Raw genomic sequence first — 17,599 nt, 5'->3', positions numbered from 1 at the left:
CGAGAGTATATCGTTTCAGTCAACAGCAATTTTCCTGTGCCCAAAGGGCACGACGCAAATTTCGCATGGAGCCAGTACGAAACTGCGGTAAAATTTGTCAGAGAGTAATATTTTGTTACGTACCCTTGTTTCTATGGTTCCAAATGCTCATTCGCTAAAATTGCTATTCCCTACACGATATACCTCTCGCTCAATTTACCAGAGTTCTATGTGTGACAGCCAATCAGCATCCTCCTGCGTACTCACTTCTTGGATGCGCACGCAAGAATGCAACACTTCGATGATTCCGGACACTTATTCGTTGAAATTGCTCTTCCTTGCACGATATATCTCTCGCTCAGTTTACTATGATAACAGCCATCTTACATATTATTAATACTTTGTCAACAGCGTCAAAATTGTATCTGTCGACGTTTAAGGCTATTTGTGTTATAATATAGAGCAGTATTTGAGTAATAGAGATTAACGGATTTCCCGTATTAAAGGAGTAACTAAAATGCGTATTGTAATAGCTGGTGCAGGCAAGCTTGGCTTTAGTATTGCACAGCTTTTAGCTGAAGATCAGTTTGATGTAGTAGTTGTAGAAATCGACCCCAAGCGCAAGGACGTCATCCAAAATACTTTGGACGTACTGGCGATTGAAGGCAACTCCTGCAACCCTACTACCTTTGCTGATCCTGATATCAGTGCTTCCGATGTGCTTATCGCCTGCACAGATAGTGATGAAGTAAATATGGTGACCTGCCTGATGGCCAAGAATCATGGCATTAAGCATACCGTTGCCCGTATCCGCAACGTGGATTATGCTATCCATTCGCCGGAAATGCTTAAGGATGATATGAAAATTGACCTCGTAATCAACCCTGAGCGTATTACCGCAGGTGAAATCGACCATATTCTGATGACACCCTCTGCATTGAACGTAGATGACTTTGCTGACGGCAAGGTGCGCATGTTCGAAGCTAAGGTGAAGGAGGATTCTCCAATCGTTAATATACCGCTGAAGGATTTGAATATTCCTAAGGATATCCTGATGGCCATGGTTTTCAGACGTCATCAGATGATAATTCCTCATGGTAATGATTACGTAATTCCGGGCGATAACGTTTACTTTGTAGGCAAGCATGAAGCAATCCGTGAGTTTGAAAATTCCTTCTCCAATACTTATGAAAAGCTGGAGAAGGTTCTCATCATCGGTGCAGGCCGCACAGGTCGCTTTTTGGCTCCCATGCTGGAAAAGCAGGGCATTCAGGTAAAGGTTATCGAAAAGGATAAGGACCGTTGTCAGCTTTTGGCTGCTAAGCTGAAGCGAGGTCTGGTTTTGTGCGGTGACGGTACCGATATCGACCTTCTGATTGAAGAGGGCGTTTCGGAAGCAGATGTTGTTATCTGCCTAACTGAGGATGATAAGCTGAACCTGTTGCTGGCACAGCTTGCCAAGCATCTGGGCGCGCGCAAAACTATCGTGCGTGTTGCGCGTAACGAATATATTGAGCTGATGGAAAAGGTTGGCGTAGACATCGTACTGTCTTCGCGTCTTTTGAGTGCAGGCGAGGTGCTGCGTTTCGTCCGCAAGGGTGGTATTGTATCAGTATCCCTGCTGGAGGGCGCACAGGCCGAGGCTCTGGAAATAATCGTCGGCGAAAACAGCGATGTAGACGGTGTGGCAGTGCGTGATATGAACCTGCCGCCGGAATGCTTGCTGTGTGCTATTGTACGTGGTAATGAAGCCTATATTCCTAATGGTAATACTGTACTGCATGCCAATGACCGTGTTATTCTCTTCATTAAAAGTGAATTTTCCAAGACTACAGTACCGTTATTTGAAGGCCGGGGCGCTTAACTATGGATTCAAGGCTTGTTAACCGTTTATTAGCCAAGCTGACAATAGCATTTTCCTGTGTATTGCTGGTGCCACTGATTGCTGCATTACTTGCAGATAGGGAGCATATATGGATTTTTATATTTACGCTGATTACAACGAGCACTATCGCTTCGCTTTTTAACCTCTTTGGCAGCAGAAGACCGCGTCAGCGCCTGCGTGTGCGTGAAGCCATTGCGGTCGTAGGCTGCGGTTGGCTGCTTGTCTGCCTGATGGGTGCGCTGCCGTATTTGTTTTTAAATCCGGCGGATCCGATTGCAGCGGTTTTTGAAAGTGTTTCCGGTTTTTCTACTACCGGTGTTACTACCGCACTTTCTTTTAACGATTTTCCGCCCAGCATCCGTGTCTGGCGTTGCTTAACGCACTGGACAGGCGGTATAGGCGTTATCATGTTGTTTATTATCATCATGCCGCAGATGAACAGCGGTACAAGCTACCTGTTCAACGCAGAGCTTCCGGGCGGTACGGCTGAACGTACTCTGCCGAAGATCAAGGAATCTGCTATGATGATTCTCTTAATCTATGTTATTTTAACAGCAGTGGAAGTTGCTTTGCTGTTGCTTGCAGGCTTGCCTATATTTCAGGCATTGAACCTGGCGTTGGCAACTATGGCGACAGGCGGCTTTTCATATTATCACGACAGCCTGATCTCCTTCAGGTCTGTTTATGTCGAGATTATTGCTATTGTTTTTATGCTGATTGCCAGCATGAACTTTTCTTTGTATTATAAAATCTGGCGTGGTGACTGGGCATCCGTGCGTCAGGACAGCGAACACAGATATTATCTGTTGATACTCACAACAGCGGCTGCACTTATCTGTGGCAATCTGTATTTTTCCGGTTATATGGATTTTAACGGCGCTCTTCGTCACAGTATTTTCCAGGCTGTGTCTATCGGTAGTACAACAGGTTATGCGTCTGATGACTATAACAACTGGCCAAGCTTCAGCCGCAGCGTTCTGCTGATGCTGATGTTCATCGGCGGCTGCAGCGGTTCAACCGCAGGCGGCATCAAGATTACACGTCTTGTTATTCTGCTGAAGGCAGGCTGGGCGGAGCTGTTGCGTACCCTGCACCCGCGCATTGTTTATTCCATCAGAATGGGTGAGCGCGAAATCAACCCGATTATCGTCGGTAATATTACGCGTTTTTTCTTCCTGTATATTTTGGTATTCATTGTGCTGACTATCCTGATTTCCCTGTCGGGGATACCGATAATGGAATCAATGGGCTTGATTGCTGCCTGTATGAGCAGTGTAGGTCCGGCCTTCGGCATTGTAGGCCCGACGTCTACCTATAATAGCCTTTCGGATTGGGCACGTTTCATCAGCATTTGGGCGATGATTTTGGGACGTCTGGAAATTTTTACGCTGCTGGTTATCATGCGCCCGGATTTTTGGCGCGATAAGCAGAATTGGTAACGGCAGGAGGTATAGAAGATGAATGCAAAGGTTATAATATATCTCCTGGGAAAAATTTCTGCCGGCCTGGCAATTGCACAGCTGTTGCCGCTTTTGATGTCTGTTGTTTACGGCGAATATGCTACCTCCAGAACCTTTATCTTTTCCATAGCGGTAGCTGTTATTTTGGCCGGGATCTTTGATTATTATGGTGACGGTAGAGGAGCACGCAATTTATCCGTGCGCGAGGGTATCGGCACTGTATTCTTTTCATGGCTTTTGGCTGCTGCCCTGGGCGCGCTGCCTTATTGCTTTGACGGCATTTTGAATCCCGCCGCCGCCTACTTTGAAAGTATGTCCGGACTGACCACTACCGGCGCAACGGCGATTGCCAATCTTGACATAGTATCGCGCAGCTTGCTTTTGTGGCGTACGCTGACGCACTGGATTGGCGGTATCGGCATCATCGTGCTGTTCGTAGCGCTGCTGCCGCAGATTGCCGGTGGTGCTGTGTATCTTTTTAATGCAGAGGTCAGCGGCTTTTCCAACAGCCGTATTCTGCCGCGTATCCGTACAACTGCAGTAGCGTTGTTCTATATCTATCTGCTGTTTACGATTATTCTTACCGGTATGTTGGCAATTTTGGGCATGAGCACCTATGATGCTGTCAATCATGCCTGCTCTGCGATTGCTACAGGCGGGTTTTCTACCTATAATGACAGCATTGCGCATTTTCACAGTGCGGGTATTGAGATTGTTACTGGTCTGTTTATGATTTTGGCGGCAGGCAACTTCGCCTTATACTATCAGGTTACGCAAATCGGCCTGAAGGTTTTGTGGCATGATCTGGAATTCAAAAGCTACATTGTGTTGCTGACTATTTTCACTGTTTTAATCAGCATCAACATCATTATGGTGAATGGCTACAGCGTGGCAGACGGCGTACGCGAGGCTTTCTTCCAGGTGGCTTCCTTCGGCAGTACCACGGGTTATGTTTCGGCGGACTACGACCAGTGGCCGTCTTTCTCTAAGCTGATTTTGGCTGTAACCTTCCTGACAGGCGGCTGCGCAGGTTCTACTGCCGGCGGTATTAAGGTCTGCCGTTTTATCGTACTGCTGAAAACAGTTATGGCGGAGCTGCGTCGCACTATGCATCCGCAGATGCTGCTCAACGTTTACTACGCTAAAAGACGTCTGCCGACAGAAACGATTATCAACGTCAGCCGTTTCTTTTTCGTTTATGTTCTGGTTATCGCAATTTTAACTATGCTGCTCTGCTTAAGCGGTGTAGATGTAGATGAGGCAGTTTTCGGCGTGGCCTCCTGTATTTCCAGTGTCGGTCCTGCGTTTGGCAGTATCGGTGCTACGGGTAACTATGCCGGTGTTACCGGTATGGGACAGCTTACGCTGGCGTTGGCTATGCTTTTGGGACGCTTGGAGCTGTTTACCGTGCTGGCCTTGCTTCGCGGTGAATACTGGCTCAGTAGCAAAAGATGGTAAAGTGAATATTGTTTGATGAATAAAGCAAATCCGACGTGCTGTGGGAACGGTGCGTCGGATTTTTTCGCCTAATCCTGCCTTCTCCCGAAAAACTGTAATATGCGTTACAATTTTAAGTGAATTTAAAAAATTATGAGAAATTTTTCACAAAAAGCAGGATAAATGGGCAATATCAGCGAAATATTTATCATAACAAATGCCTGATAAAGGGGGATTTATCATGAAAGAGTACACTGGAGATAAGATTAGAAATGTGGCCATTGTGGGTCATGGTGGAGCAGGAACCACGTCCGTTACCGAAGCCCTGCTGTATCGCAGCGGAGCAATCAGCAGAATGTGCAAGGTTGAAGACGGTGCTACCACCACTGACTATGAACCCGAGGAAATCAAACGTAAGGTCTCCGTTAACGCCACTTTGGCACCTGTTGAATGGCGTGATACCAAGATTAACTTCATCGACACTCCCGGCTTTGCTGACTTCGTTGCCGAGGTCAAAGGAGCTTTTAGAGCAGTAGACAGTGCGTTGATCGTGGTTTGCGCAACCAGCGGTGTACAGGTTGGTACCGAACAATGCTGGAAGCTGGCTGAAGAAGCCGGTTTGCCGCGTATCATTTTTGTCAACAAGATGGATCGTGAGAACGCTGATTTTGATAGCATTTTGGATAACCTGCGTGGTAAGTTCGGTAAGCATGTACTGCCGTTACAGCTGCCTTTGGGCAAGGAGGAAAACTTCCAGGGTATTATAGACCTTTACAAAATGAAGGCCTATCGTACCAACGGTAATGGCTCCGATGAAATAGAGATTCCGGATGAGTATAAAGAGGCTGCTGCTGCTGCCCACGAAAAGATGGTAGAGGCTGCGGTTGAAGCAGATGACGATTGCATGATGCGTTATTTGGAAGGAGAAGAGATTAGCGACGAGGAAATTATGAAATGTCTGATTAAGGGCATTCGTCAGGCTATCATCTATCCTATGCTTTGCGGCAGTGCCTACAAGAACATTGGTCTTGGTCGGTTGATGAACGCTATCATCGACTTTACCTATCCGGCAATTTTGAACGACTATATCGTTATGGATAAAGAAACCGGCGAAGAAGAAGTGCGTGACGCCAATGCTCCGATGGCAGCGTTGGTATTTAAGACAACTTCCGACCCCTTTGTTGGCCGTCTAAGTTATTTCCGTGTATTCTCAGGCTCAATTAAAGCAGATAGCGTAGTTTATAATTCCCGCCGTGAAGAAGAAGAGCGTATTGCTAACATCTTCACAATGCGTGGTAAGGCTCAGATTCCTATGAAGCAGGTTCCTGCCGGTGATATCGGTGTAGTTGCCAAGCTGCAATATACCTCTACCGGTGACACCCTCTGCGACAAGAATTCTGAGGTTGAATTCCCGCCCATTAACTTCCCGCTGCCGATGTACACCAGAGCAATTTACCCGAAGAAAAAGGGTGATGAGGACAAGATCATGTCCGCTCTGAATCGTCTGATGGATGAAGACCCGACGATTATCGTTACCAAGAACCCTGTTACCAAGGAAACCTTAATCAGCGGTATGGGCGACCAGCACATTGATATAATCATGGAGCGTATGCAGCGTAAATTTGGTGTTGAGGCTGTTCTCAAAGCACCGATTATCGAATATCGCGAAACTATTCGTGGCTCTGCCGAAGTAGAAGGCAAGCACAAGAAACAGTCCGGCGGTCATGGCCAGTATGGTCACGTAGTTATTAAAATGGAACCCCTGCCGCCCGGAGGTGGATTTGAGTTTGTAGATAAGATTTTCGGTGGCGCAGTACCTCGCCAATATATCCCTGCTGTTGAAAAGGGTATGCGTGAAGCTATGGAAAAGGGTATCCTTGCAGGCTATCCGGTTGTAGATATGCGTATCACCCTGCTTGATGGTTCGTATCATACTGTCGATTCCTCTGAAATGGCATTTAAAACTGCTTCCAATATCGCCTTCAAGAAGGCCATGGAACAATGCAAGCCGGTGTTGCTTGAGCCTATTTACAGCTTAAACGTAACCTGTGCCGATTCTATGATGGGCGATGTTATCGGCGATTTGAACTCTAAACGCGGTCGCATTCTCGGTATGCAGAGCGTAGAAGACGGCTTGAGCGTAGTTAATGCTCAGGTACCCTATGCAGAGATTTCGGAATATGCCGTAGACCTCCGCGCAATTACCCAAGGTCAGGGAACCTTCGAAATGAAATTCGACCATTACGAAGACGTTCCGCCTAAGATGGCAGAAAAAATTATCGCTGAACATAAGGAAGCATAATTAAACCTGCGACAACTGAATAAAGCGTTTATGTGCCTGCCGCCTGACGTGAGTCAGCCGGCAGGTTTGCTTTGGGTAGAAAAACATTTGGGGGAAGCTTCGTGACAGTTCAGTTTGATTTCAGTATGCTTTGCGACAATAATACTGCAGCCGCTGCTATTGACTAAGCGGAATAAATATGCTAAAATCTACAGTTGAGTACGAAAGATGATCGCGGCTGGCTTTAAGTCAGATGAGGAAAGTCCGAGCTCCACAGGGCAGGATGCCGGATAACGTCCGGCGAGGGTGACCTCAGGGATAGTGCCACAGAAATGTGTACCGCCTGCATTTGCAGGTAAGGGTGGAACGGTGCGGTAAGAGCGCACCAGCGGTCTGGTAACAGGCCGGCTAGGTAAACCCCATCCGGAGCAAGACCAAATAGGGGAGGGATGAAGCTGCCCGCTGAGCCTTCCGGGTTGTGTCGCTTGAGCTTGCAGGTAACTGTAAGACTAGATAAATGATCATCACCGCTTCGCGGAACAGAACTCGGCTTATTGAGTACTCATACCTTGCAAAACGGCTGCCTGATGGCAGCCTTTTTTGTCTGATTTTATTTGAGCAGATTTTTTGGCAGAAGAATAAGTGGTGTAATATAATGAAGAAAAAAGTTTCTTTGGTAGTGCCGGTATTTAATGAAGAAGATAACCTGCACGAATTTCACAAGCATGCTACCGCTGTTATGCAGCAGGAAGCCTATGATTACAATATTATCTTTGTTGACGACGGTTCGCGTGACAGCAGCGCGCTGATTCTGGCAGAGCTGGCGGCGCAGGACGAGCATGTGGAGGCCTATCTTTTGAGCCGTAACTACGGTCACCAGATGGCGCTTACCTGTGGACTTGATCATGCCGACGGTGATGCGGTTATTACGATGGATGGCGATTTGCAGCATCCGCCTGAGCTGATTCCCGAGCTTTTGCGCCTTTGGGAAGCAGGCAACGAGATTGTGCAGACCAAGCGCATGGCTACGGAGGATGCGGGCTTCTTCAAGAACCTGACATCCGCAGCCTACTATAAGCTTATCAACACCTTATCTAAAGTAGAAATTACTCCCGGCGGCAGTGATTTCCGTCTGATGGACAGAATTGCGGTTGATGCCTTCAAGCTGTACCGCGAGCGTGCGCGTTTTATACGCGGTCTGGTAAATACACTCGGCTTTCACGTTACTGTGGTGGAATTTGTAGCACCGCCACGCTTTGCGGGACGTTCCAAGTTCAACCTGCACAAGATGCTGCACTTTGCGCTGGACGGTATTACAGCCTTTTCCAACCTGCCTTTGCGCTGGGCTTTTTACATCGGTATTGTTTTCGGTATGTGCAGTATTCTGCTTTTGGGCCATGTTTTTTATGTGAAATTTGTGACCAACGATGCCGTTCCGGGGTGGGCAACTACTACAGTCAGTGTTTTGTTTCTTGGAGGAATTCAGCTTGTAGGGATAGGTATCCTGGGCGAATATATTGGGCGTATCTTTGAAGAAATCAAGCATAGACCACTATATTTAGTGGCGCGCCATCTGCAGAACTGTAACAAAATAAATGAAAATAAAGCAAAATAAGCGCATTAATATTATAACAAATTAGCATTTTACAGAAACGGTATTTTGTGGTATAATAAGTATGTCTTAAAAAAGAAGAAAGGATGTAGGTGCCAGTGGTCAAACGCAAAGTATTAGTTTTCTGTATGACAGTTTTGTTTAGTTTAAGCTGTGCTGTAACAGCTTTGGCTTCCTTCCAACGCGGAGACAATGGGCAGGAAGTAGTGGCGATTCAAAAGAGATTGCTAGAATTAAGTTATTCTATTAATAATATAGATGGTGATTTCGGTCCCGAAACTGAAAGAGCTGTTAAAAACTTCCAAGCTGATAAAGGATTAGAGGTTGATGGTGTTGTAGGATCAGCTACTTATAGAGCGCTGATGAACAGGGAGATGCCTCCTAATCGTAGCAATTCCGTTGTACGCAACGTACTGCGTTCTGCTTACAGTGTCATCGGTACTCCATATGTATTTGGTGGAACTACTCCTTATGGTTTTGACTGCTCCGGCTTTACCCAGTATGCATTTGCCAGAGCCGGTATATATCTGCCGCGTATGGCTGACAGCCAGTTCTACTCCGGCCGTCAGATTTCCATGAGCCAGCTTCGTCCCGGCGATTTGATTTTCTTTACCACATATGAACCGGGTGCTTCTCATGTTGGTATTTATGTTGGTGACGGCAACTTCATTCATGCAGGCACCAGCACCGGCGTAACTGTTTCTTCCGCATTTACCGGCTATTGGGGCGCACGTTATTACGGCGCTTGCCGTGTTCTCTAAGAGTTTCAAGCAGATAGGCTTCGGCTTATCTGCTTTTTCTTATGCAAAGTATTGGAAATTTTATTTATTTATGATATAATAAAACAGGTTATTGGTGTGGGTGATTCATTCTTAATTGACAAGATGGTTAACTCCTGACGGTCCCGCCGCTGTGAAGGCCTTGTGTCTAAGTCAGCAGTCAGCCCATGCTTTATTCTGAATCCACGGGTGATGGAGGCAGTTGAGTTTGCTAATTGCATGGAATAATTGTCATTAGTTAATTCTGTCTTTATGGCTTTTGTCGGATTCGGCAGAAGTCTTTTTTTATTATCGATAATCCCTATCAGATGGGAAAATTAATTGTGAAGGAGCTGCACTTTGGAAGAATATCAGTTTTCGCAAGGAAAGGTTTTGCGTTGTGGTTATACTACCGGCAGCTGTGCAACGGCCGCATCCAAGGCAGCAGTAATCATGCTGCTGACAGGCGAGCGCGTTGAAACTGTGCGCATTGACACTCCCAAGGGCATCGTACTTGATCTCGAGCCTTTGGATGTAGAGATGACTCCGGATTACGTCAGCTGCGCAATCCGCAAGGATTCCGGTGACGATCCTGATGATACTAACGGTGTACTGGTTTATGCCAGAGCCGAAAGGACTGATGGCAGCGGTATTGAGCTGGATGGCGGCGTAGGCGTAGGCAGGGTGACTAAGCCAGGTCTGGCATGTGCTGTCGGCGGACCGGCAATTAATCCCACGCCGCGCAGAATGATTACGCAGGAGGTTGGCAAGGCTATGGAGACTGCCGGTTATAACGGCGGCATGAAGCTGACGATTTCTATTCCCGCAGGTGTAGAAATTGCCAAGAAAACCTTCAACCCCCGTCTTGGTATTATCGGCGGTCTGTCGGTTTTAGGAACCAGTGGCATTGTTGAGCCGATGAGTGAAAAGGCACTGATTGAAACGATGTATGTGGAAATCAGAGCGCAGAAGGCACGCGGCAATAAAAATCTGTTGGTGTTCTTCGGTAACTACGGCGAGGATTTTACCCGCGATGAAATGAAGCTTGACCTTGAAGGTCATGTTACCTGCAGTAACTTTGTGGGTGAGCTTTTGGATTATGCTGTTTACTGCGGCTTTGAAACCTTGCTGCTTATCGGCCATTCCGGTAAGCTGGTGAAGGTGGCGCAGGGCGTAATGAATACACATTCCAAGTATGCGGACTGCCGCACGGAGCTGTTTGCTCTGGAGGCGATGTTCCACGGAGCTTCGGTGGAGGTAGGACGTGAGATTTACGGCTGCCTTACTACCGATGAAGTGACTAAGGTTCTGAAACGGGAGCAAATTTTTGAGCCTGTAATGGACAAGGTTACGGAAAAAATTGATTTTTACATGCAGCATAGAGTGCATGGCAAAATAAAAACGGCTGCTTTGATGTTTTCCAATGTTTATGGCATTTTGGGCAAGACCAAGTACGCAGACGAATTAATCCAGCTACATAAGCAAAAAGGAGTATGAGAGAATGAGAGGCAAACTTTATAGTGTTGGTATCGGTCCCGGAGACCCGGAATTAATGACCCTGAAGGCTGTACGCCTGTTGAAGGAATGTGACGTTGTTGCATTGCCTAAGGGAGATACCGACGTAATGACGGCTAAGGAAATCGTTAATCACGTAGTAGATCTTGATGCAAAACCCCAGCTGATTGTTTATATGCCTATGACTAAGGATATGGCAGCAATGGACAAAGCACACCGCGAGGGTGCCGATGCTATTGAAAAGCTGCTTGATGAAGGCAAAAACGTTGTATTCATCACTCTTGGCTGTCCTACCGTATATGCAACCTGCATTTACGTTCATAAGCTGGTGCTGAAGGATGGCTATGATGCAGAGCTGGTTGCGGGCGTAACCTCTATCTGCGCTGTTGCAGCTAAGCTGAACACTTCCCTGTGCGAAAGAGCGGAACCGCTGATTGTTCTGCCCGGCAGCTACAAACAGTCCGCAGCATTCCTAGATGGCCCTGGCAACAAGGTGCTGATGAAATCTGCAAGCGAAATCGGCCGTGTAGTTGACGAGCTGCGCGAGCGTAAGCTCATTAAAAATTCCGGTATGGTTGAAAGATGCGGCCTGCCGGGTGAAAAAATCTATCGTAACCTTGAAGAAGTAGATCCTAAGAGCAGCTATTTCTCTGTAATATTGGTTAAAGAAAAGGAGTTTGATGAATAATGATCTATTTTATTGGTGCTGGTCCCGGTGCAGCTGATTTAATTACTGTAAAAGGTAAAGAGCTTTTGGAAAAGGCTGACCTGGTTATTTACGCAGGCTCCCTTGTTAACCCGGAATTGCTGAAATACTGCAAACCGGAATGTACTATTATGAACAGCGCAACCATGACCTTGGAAGAGGTTATTGCTGCTATGGTTCCCGCAGCTCAGGCAGGCCAGCTGGTTGTACGCCTGCACACCGGTGACCCCAGCATTTACGGTGCACATCGCGAGCAGATTGACCTGCTGCGCAGCTACAACCTTGACTACGAGGTTGTTCCCGGCGTAAGCTCCTTCTGCGCTGCTGCTGCTTGCCTGAAGGCTGAATACACTCTGCCGAACGTAAGCCAATCCGTTATTATCACCCGTATGGAAGGCCGTACTCCGGTTCCGAGCCATCAGAAGATTGCTGATTATGCTGCCCACAAGGCAACTATGGTTATTTTCCTGAGCAGCGGCATGCTGGAAAAACTGCAGACCGAGCTCGTAAGAGGCGGTTACAGAAACGATACTCCGGCTGCTATTGTTTACAAAGCATCCTGGCCGGATGAAATGGTTATCCGCTGCACCGTTGGTACCCTGGCAGAAAACGCTGCTAAATACGGTATCAACAAAACTGCGCTGATTACTGTCGGCGGCTTTCTGGGCAATGCTTATGACCGCAGCGAGCTGTACAACCCGACCTTCGCTCACGGCTTCCGTGAAGCAGACCCGACTAAACTGGACGTTAAGCCCGAGGTTAAATAAGCTATGCGCGCGGCTATATTTTCCTTTTCGGCGCGTGGCGCGGAGCTGAGCAAAAAAGTTGCCGAATATCTGCACAGCATCGGTTATGAAACGGAGCTGCAGACTGTAGCGAAATATGCGGAGCAGACGGGCATTGCCCCGATGCTGCCGGACCATAACGGTGCCTGCGCAGCTGTTTTCAACAAATGTCAGGCGTTGGTTTACGTCGGCGCTGTTGGTATTGCGGTGCGTACTATCGCGCCCTTTATCAAAAGCAAGCTGACGGACCCTGCGGTTATTTCGGTAGACGAACGCGGCAGCTTTGTTATTCCTCTGCTTGCAGGTCACATCGGCGGAGCCAATGAGCTTTCGCGTTGTCTGGCGGCAGCGCTGGGCGCAACTGCCTGCGTAACTACGGCGACAGATGTCAACGGCCTTTTCGCTGTTGACGAATGGGCGGCCCGCAACCGCATGGTGCTGTGCTCTTTGGCAGCAGCCAAGGATTTTGCCGCAGCACTGGTGGGTGATGAAAAGGTAGGCCTGTATTATGATAAGGAATTTCAGCTTACCGGTTCTCTGCCCAAGCTGGTAGTTGAGGACAGCAGCCTGCCTGTCGGCATGGCTGTTACGCTGCAAAAGCATTTGCAGCCGTTTGCTACTACGGTGCGCCTGCTTCCCAAGATTGTGCATCTGGGAATCGGCTGCCGTCGCAATACGCCTTTGGAAAATATTGAAGCTCTGGTACTGCCGGAGCTGGAAAAGCTGCAGCTGGACAAGCGTTCCGTTGTGGCAATCGCTAGCGTAGATTTGAAAAAAGACGAGCAGGGTTTACTGGCCTTTGCCAAAAAATATAACTTTGCTGCTAATTTCTATTCAGCCGATGAATTGAACAGCGTAGCAGGCGATTTCACGCCGTCGGCCTTTGTGCAGAGCGTAGTTGGTGTAAGCAACGTATGCGAGCGCAGTGCTGTGAAAGACAGCAAGGGCGGCAGGCTGCTACTGCGCAAGACAAGTCTGAATGGTGTGACTCTGGCTGTTGCAGCCGAAAACCTGGTCCTGGATTTTGCCAGAACTGGATTGAAGACTGATTAAGGAGACGAGATAATGGGTAAATTATTTGTTGTGGGCCTTGGCCCCGGCGGCGTAGAGCAAATGACCAAAAGAGCTTACGACGCACTGAAGTCCTGCGATGTTATTGCAGGCTACAATGTATATGTTAACCTGATTAAGGAAGATTTCAAGGAGAAGGAATTTCTCTCCAACGGCATGCGTAAAGAGGTTGACCGCTGCAAGCTGGCTCTGGACGAAGCTCTGAAGGGCAAAACCGTTGCTATGATTTCCAGCGGCGACGCAGGCGTTTACGGCATGGCAGGCATTATGTGCCAGGTTGCCAAGGATCATCCCGAAATTGAAATCGAGGTTGTTCCCGGCATTACAGCAGCATGCTCCGGCGCTGCTGTATTGGGCGCACCGCTGATCAGCGACTTCTGCCTGATTTCCCTCAGCGATTTGCTGACTCCGTGGGAAAAAATCGAGAAGCGTCTTGACTGCGCTTCCAAAGGCGATTTCTGCATCTGCCTGTACAATCCTTCCAGCCACAAGCGTCATGATTACCTGCAAAAGGCTTGCGATATCATGCTGAAAAATCAGCCCGGTACCATTCCTGCAGGCATTGTACGCAACATCGGCCGCGATGGTCAGGATTTTGAACTGACTACTCTGGCAGAGCTGCGCGATAAACAGGTAGATATGTTCTCTACCGTTATTATCGGCAACACCCAGACCGAAGTAATTAATGGCCGTATGGTAACCCCGCGTGGTTACAAGCTGGCATGAAACCGGTAATCTGGCTTATCGGCGGTACCAGTGAGGGACGCCGCCTGATTAAGGAGCTGGCTAAGCTGCCGGTGGAGCTGTATGTTTCTGTTGCTACGGATTACGGTGCGTCCTTAATTGAGCCGCAGCCGGGAATGACCGTTATGGCAGAGCGTATGGACCTTGCGGCTATGCGTGCCTTTATTCGGGAGCATCGCCCTGCCTGCGTTATCGACGCTACGCATCCTTATGCTACCGTTGTTACCGCAACGGTGCAGGAGGCCTGCAGCACAGAGCAGGTTGAATATCTGCGCCTGGTGCGTCCGTCGGGCGAGGGCGGCGATTACATTACCGTTCACGATTTTGCGGAAGCAGTTGAGCTTCTGAATCATCTGGACGGCGGCATCTTCCTGACTACCGGAAGCAAGAATCTGCCGGACTTCACCGCTGTGCATGATTACGCCGAGCGTATCGTTTTGCGTATCCTGCCGCTGGAAAGCAGCCTGCAGATTGCTCTTAAGCTTGGTTACAAGCCTGCGCATATTATCTGTATGCAGGGACCGTTCAGCAAAGAGCTGAATGTCGCTATGCTGAAAAAGTATGGCAGCAAGTTTATGGTGACCAAGGATTCCGGTGCTGTCGGCGGCTTTGACGAAAAGGTGGAGGCAGCGGCTGCTGCCGGCGCCAAGCTGATAGTCATCGGCCGTGCACAGGAGGAAACTGGTGCCGGTTATAGTGAGATTGTTGATTACCTCAAGCAGCATTTTGCTGCCGGTAATTGATATAAATAAAAAGGAGGCTTGCTTCCTATGTCGCAAAAATTACGCGTAAACATCGTCGGTATCGGCCCCGGTAATCCCGATTTGCTGACCGGCGAAGCACGTCAGGCTATTGCCTCAAGTAATATCTTGATTGGCGACAAACGCATGCTGGCTGCTTTTGCAGACAGCAGCAAAACTGTATATGATACAATCAAAACTGCTGCTATTGCTGAGATTGCAGCGCAGGCACAGCCTGATAAGGATGTGCTGGCGGTGCTGGTTTCCGGCGATGTAGGCTTTTTCAGCCTCGCCAAAACCATCAGCGGTAAGCTGCCGGATTGTGAATGTGTCCGCTACTGCGGCATCAGCAGCCTGGTGTATTTTTCCTCCAAGCTGCAGCTGTCCTGGGATGACGCCAAAATCGTCAGCATGCACGGACGTACGCAAAATCTGGTAGCGGCAGTTGCCCGTAACAAAAAGGTATTTTCCTTGACCGGCGGAGAAAATTCTCCGCAAAAGCTGTGCGCACAGTTGTGTGAGCATGGTCTTGGTCAGGTTAAGGTCTATGTCGGTGAAAACCTTTCGTATCCCGAAGAAAAAATCACCAGCGGTACGGCGAAAGAAATTAGTGCCTTGGATTTCCCGTCCTTGTCCGTAATGATGATTTTGAACGAGGATGCGCAAAGCTTTACCTCTACCGTACACGGCCTTGCCGATGACCTGTTCCAGCGCAGCAAGGTGCCTATGACCAAACAGGAGGTACGCAGCGTATCGATGTCCAAGCTGCAGCCGAAGGCTACGGATTTGATTTATGACATCGGTGCCGGTACAGGCTCCTGCTCCATTGAGCTGGCTCTGCTGGCCAGCCAAGGTAAGGTTTGGGCATTTGAGCGCAACCCTGTTGCCGTTGAGCTCCTCGGAAAGAACAAGGCCTTATTTGGCGTTGACAATCTGGAGGTTATTGCTGGTGAGGCTTTGGAAAACATCAAAGCCATGCCTGCTCCCGATTGTGTTTTCGTAGGCGGCAGCGGCGGCGATTTGTGTGAAATGCTGGATGTAATTTATGCCAAGAACAGTAACTGCCGTGTTGTAATCAATGCCATTACGGTAGAAACTCTGGCAGAGGTTGCTGCTTATTACAAGGAGCATCCCGCTTACAGTCTGGAAATCGTCAATGTGTTTGTAGCGCGCAGCAAGCATCTGGGCAGCTACAACCTGATGATGGCACAAAACCCTGTATATGTAATGACTGCATTGAAGAAGGAAGATTAACATGGCTGAAGTAAAAGTTCCACGTTTTATGATCAGTGCTCCCGGTAGCGGCAGCGGCAAGACAACTATCGTCTGCGGCCTGCTGAAGGCGCTGATGGAAAAAGGGCTGTCTGTGGCAGCCTTCAAATCAGGACCTGATTATATTGACCCGATGTTTCATTCTCGTGTTATCGGAGCAAAATCCCGCAATCTGGATCTGTTCATGCTGGGGCAGGCGACAACCCGTTATCTGGTGGCAAAAAATGCACGTCATGCGGATGTAGCTGTCTTTGAAGGAGCGATGGGCTTTTACGACGGTATGGGTAAAACCACGGAAGCCAGTGCTTATGAGCTGGCCTGCACCTGCGATGTTCCGGTAGTATTGATTGTCAACAGCAAGGGAGCCGCCTTATCCATTGCTGCGACCATCAAGGGCTTTAAGGAATTCCGCAGCGACAGCTACATCGTCGGCGCTATTCTGAACAATGTTAATCCGATGAGCTATCTTTTCTATAAGGATGTAATTGAACGCGAAACCGGTGTGAAGCTGTTAGGTTACTTCCCGGTGATGCAAGACTGTAACTTTGAAAGCCGTCATTTAGGCCTGGTTACAGCTGAGGAAATAGGAGATTTGCAGCAGATAGTTGCCAAGCTGGCAGCTCAGGCAGCCAAATCAGTTGATCTGGACGGCCTGCTGCAGATAGCGGCGCAGGCTGCACCGCTTACATATGACGAGGTAAGCCTTGAACCCGTCGGACGTATGCGTGTGGCTGTCGCTATGGACAAAGCCTTCTGTTTCTACTATCAGGACGCACTTGACCTCTTAGCTGAGCTGGGTGCGGAGCTCGTACCCTTCAGCCCGATAGCTGATGCGCATCTCCCGGAGAACATCAGCGGCCTTGTATTGGGCGGAGGCTATCCCGAGCTTTACGCACAGCAATTAGCGGATAACAAAACGCTGCTGCAGGAGCTAAAAACCGCTATCGACGGCGGTATGCCTTGTTTTGCGGAATGCGGCGGCTTCATGTATCTGCTGGAGCATTATCGCGACGGCGATAAGCTGTACAGCTGGGTTGGTGCATTGAAGGGCGAATCGGCCATGACTAAAAAGCTGACGCGCTTCGGATATGTGCACCTGACGGCGCAGCAGGATAATCTGCTGTGTCCTGCCGGTGGTACGATAAATGGACACGAGTTCCATTACTCCGACAGCACCAACAACGGTGCAAGCTTTATAGCTGCCAAGGCGTCCGGCCGCGGCAGCTGGGAATGCGCGAATACAACACCGACACTTTATGCCGGTTATCCGCACATCCACCTGTGGGGCAATCCTGAATTTGCCCGCAGCTTTATCAAACAATGTGCAGCGTATGCTGCTAAATAGCAGTCGACA

14 protein-coding genes and 1 other RNA gene are annotated in these 17,599 nt (G+C 48.6%); all 15 read left to right on the top strand.

The genetic code is table 11. The annotated features are described in order from the left end of the window. Window positions 1-496: 496 nt before the first annotated feature. The 15 genes from trkA (at window position 497) to HMPREF9443_RS01040 (ending at window position 17,590) form a co-directional block, all read left to right on the top strand. Entirely contained in the window at window positions 497-1,843 is a 1,347-nt protein-coding gene (gene trkA / locus HMPREF9443_RS01105) for a Trk system potassium transporter TrkA (RefSeq protein WP_009144639.1), read from the top strand. A 2-nt stretch (window positions 1,844-1,845) separates the two neighbouring features. Beyond that, a complete protein-coding gene (locus HMPREF9443_RS01100) occupies window positions 1,846-3,303 on the top strand; it encodes a TrkH family potassium uptake protein (RefSeq protein ID WP_009144638.1) in 1,458 nt (485 codons plus the stop codon). An 18-nt stretch (window positions 3,304-3,321) separates the two neighbouring features. Continuing rightward, entirely contained in the window at window positions 3,322-4,782 is a 1,461-nt protein-coding gene (locus tag HMPREF9443_RS01095; protein ID WP_009144637.1) for a TrkH family potassium uptake protein, read from the top strand. Window positions 4,783-5,002: 220 nt separating this feature from the next. Next, window positions 5,003-7,063, top strand: a complete 2,061-nt coding sequence (fusA, locus tag HMPREF9443_RS01090; protein WP_040564578.1) for an elongation factor G — start codon at window positions 5,003-5,005, stop codon at window positions 7,061-7,063. A 195-nt stretch (window positions 7,064-7,258) separates the two neighbouring features. Next, window positions 7,259-7,611: RNase P RNA component class A (gene rnpB, locus HMPREF9443_RS10240), an RNA gene on the top strand. A gap of 86 nt (window positions 7,612-7,697) precedes the next feature. After that, window positions 7,698-8,657 (top strand): glycosyltransferase family 2 protein, encoded by a 960-nt coding sequence (locus HMPREF9443_RS01085; RefSeq protein ID WP_040564576.1) that lies wholly within the window; start codon window positions 7,698-7,700, stop codon window positions 8,655-8,657. Between the two features lie 125 nt (window positions 8,658-8,782). Then, on the top strand, window positions 8,783-9,415 hold the full coding sequence (locus HMPREF9443_RS01080; RefSeq protein ID WP_009144634.1) for a C40 family peptidase: 633 nt from the start codon (window positions 8,783-8,785) through the stop codon (window positions 9,413-9,415). A 357-nt stretch (window positions 9,416-9,772) separates the two neighbouring features. Then, window positions 9,773-10,909, top strand: coding sequence for a cobalt-precorrin-5B (C(1))-methyltransferase CbiD (cbiD, locus tag HMPREF9443_RS01075; protein WP_040564573.1), 1,137 nt, complete (start codon window positions 9,773-9,775; stop codon window positions 10,907-10,909). A 4-nt stretch (window positions 10,910-10,913) separates the two neighbouring features. Further along, entirely contained in the window at window positions 10,914-11,615 is a 702-nt protein-coding gene (gene cobI, locus HMPREF9443_RS01070; RefSeq protein ID WP_009144632.1) for a precorrin-2 C(20)-methyltransferase, read from the top strand. Then, window positions 11,615-12,400 carry a precorrin-4 C(11)-methyltransferase gene (gene cobM, locus HMPREF9443_RS01065; protein WP_009144631.1) on the top strand — a complete coding sequence of 262 codons (786 nt, stop codon included), beginning with the start codon at window positions 11,615-11,617 and terminating at the stop codon, window positions 12,398-12,400. The genes cobI and cobM overlap by 1 nt, the downstream gene beginning before the upstream one ends. Window positions 12,401-12,403: 3 nt before the next feature. After that, a complete protein-coding gene (locus HMPREF9443_RS01060; protein ID WP_009144630.1) occupies window positions 12,404-13,471 on the top strand; it encodes a cobalt-precorrin 5A hydrolase in 1,068 nt (355 codons plus the stop codon). Between the two features lie 12 nt (window positions 13,472-13,483). Next, on the top strand, window positions 13,484-14,215 hold the full coding sequence (gene cobJ / locus HMPREF9443_RS01055; RefSeq protein WP_009144629.1) for a precorrin-3B C(17)-methyltransferase: 732 nt from the start codon (window positions 13,484-13,486) through the stop codon (window positions 14,213-14,215). Then, window positions 14,212-14,976: a precorrin-6A reductase gene (cobK, locus tag HMPREF9443_RS10670; protein WP_009144628.1), complete on the top strand. Its 765-nt coding sequence runs from the start codon at window positions 14,212-14,214 to the stop codon at window positions 14,974-14,976. Before cobJ ends, cobK begins: the two co-directional genes overlap by 4 nt. A 27-nt stretch (window positions 14,977-15,003) precedes the next feature. Then, window positions 15,004-16,227 (top strand): bifunctional cobalt-precorrin-7 (C(5))-methyltransferase/cobalt-precorrin-6B (C(15))-methyltransferase, encoded by a 1,224-nt coding sequence (locus HMPREF9443_RS10665; RefSeq protein WP_009144627.1) that lies wholly within the window; start codon window positions 15,004-15,006, stop codon window positions 16,225-16,227. 1 nt (window position 16,228) lies between these two features. Beyond that, window positions 16,229-17,590, top strand: a complete 1,362-nt coding sequence (locus HMPREF9443_RS01040) for a cobyrinate a,c-diamide synthase (protein WP_009144626.1) — start codon at window positions 16,229-16,231, stop codon at window positions 17,588-17,590. Window positions 17,591-17,599: the final 9 nt, after the last annotated feature.

Source organism: Phascolarctobacterium succinatutens YIT 12067, assembly GCF_000188175.1.
Classification (GTDB): domain Bacteria; phylum Bacillota; class Negativicutes; order Acidaminococcales; family Acidaminococcaceae; genus Phascolarctobacterium_A; species Phascolarctobacterium_A succinatutens.
Note: the sequence above shows the minus strand (reverse complement) of the source record. Positions and strands in the feature narration are given on the sequence as shown.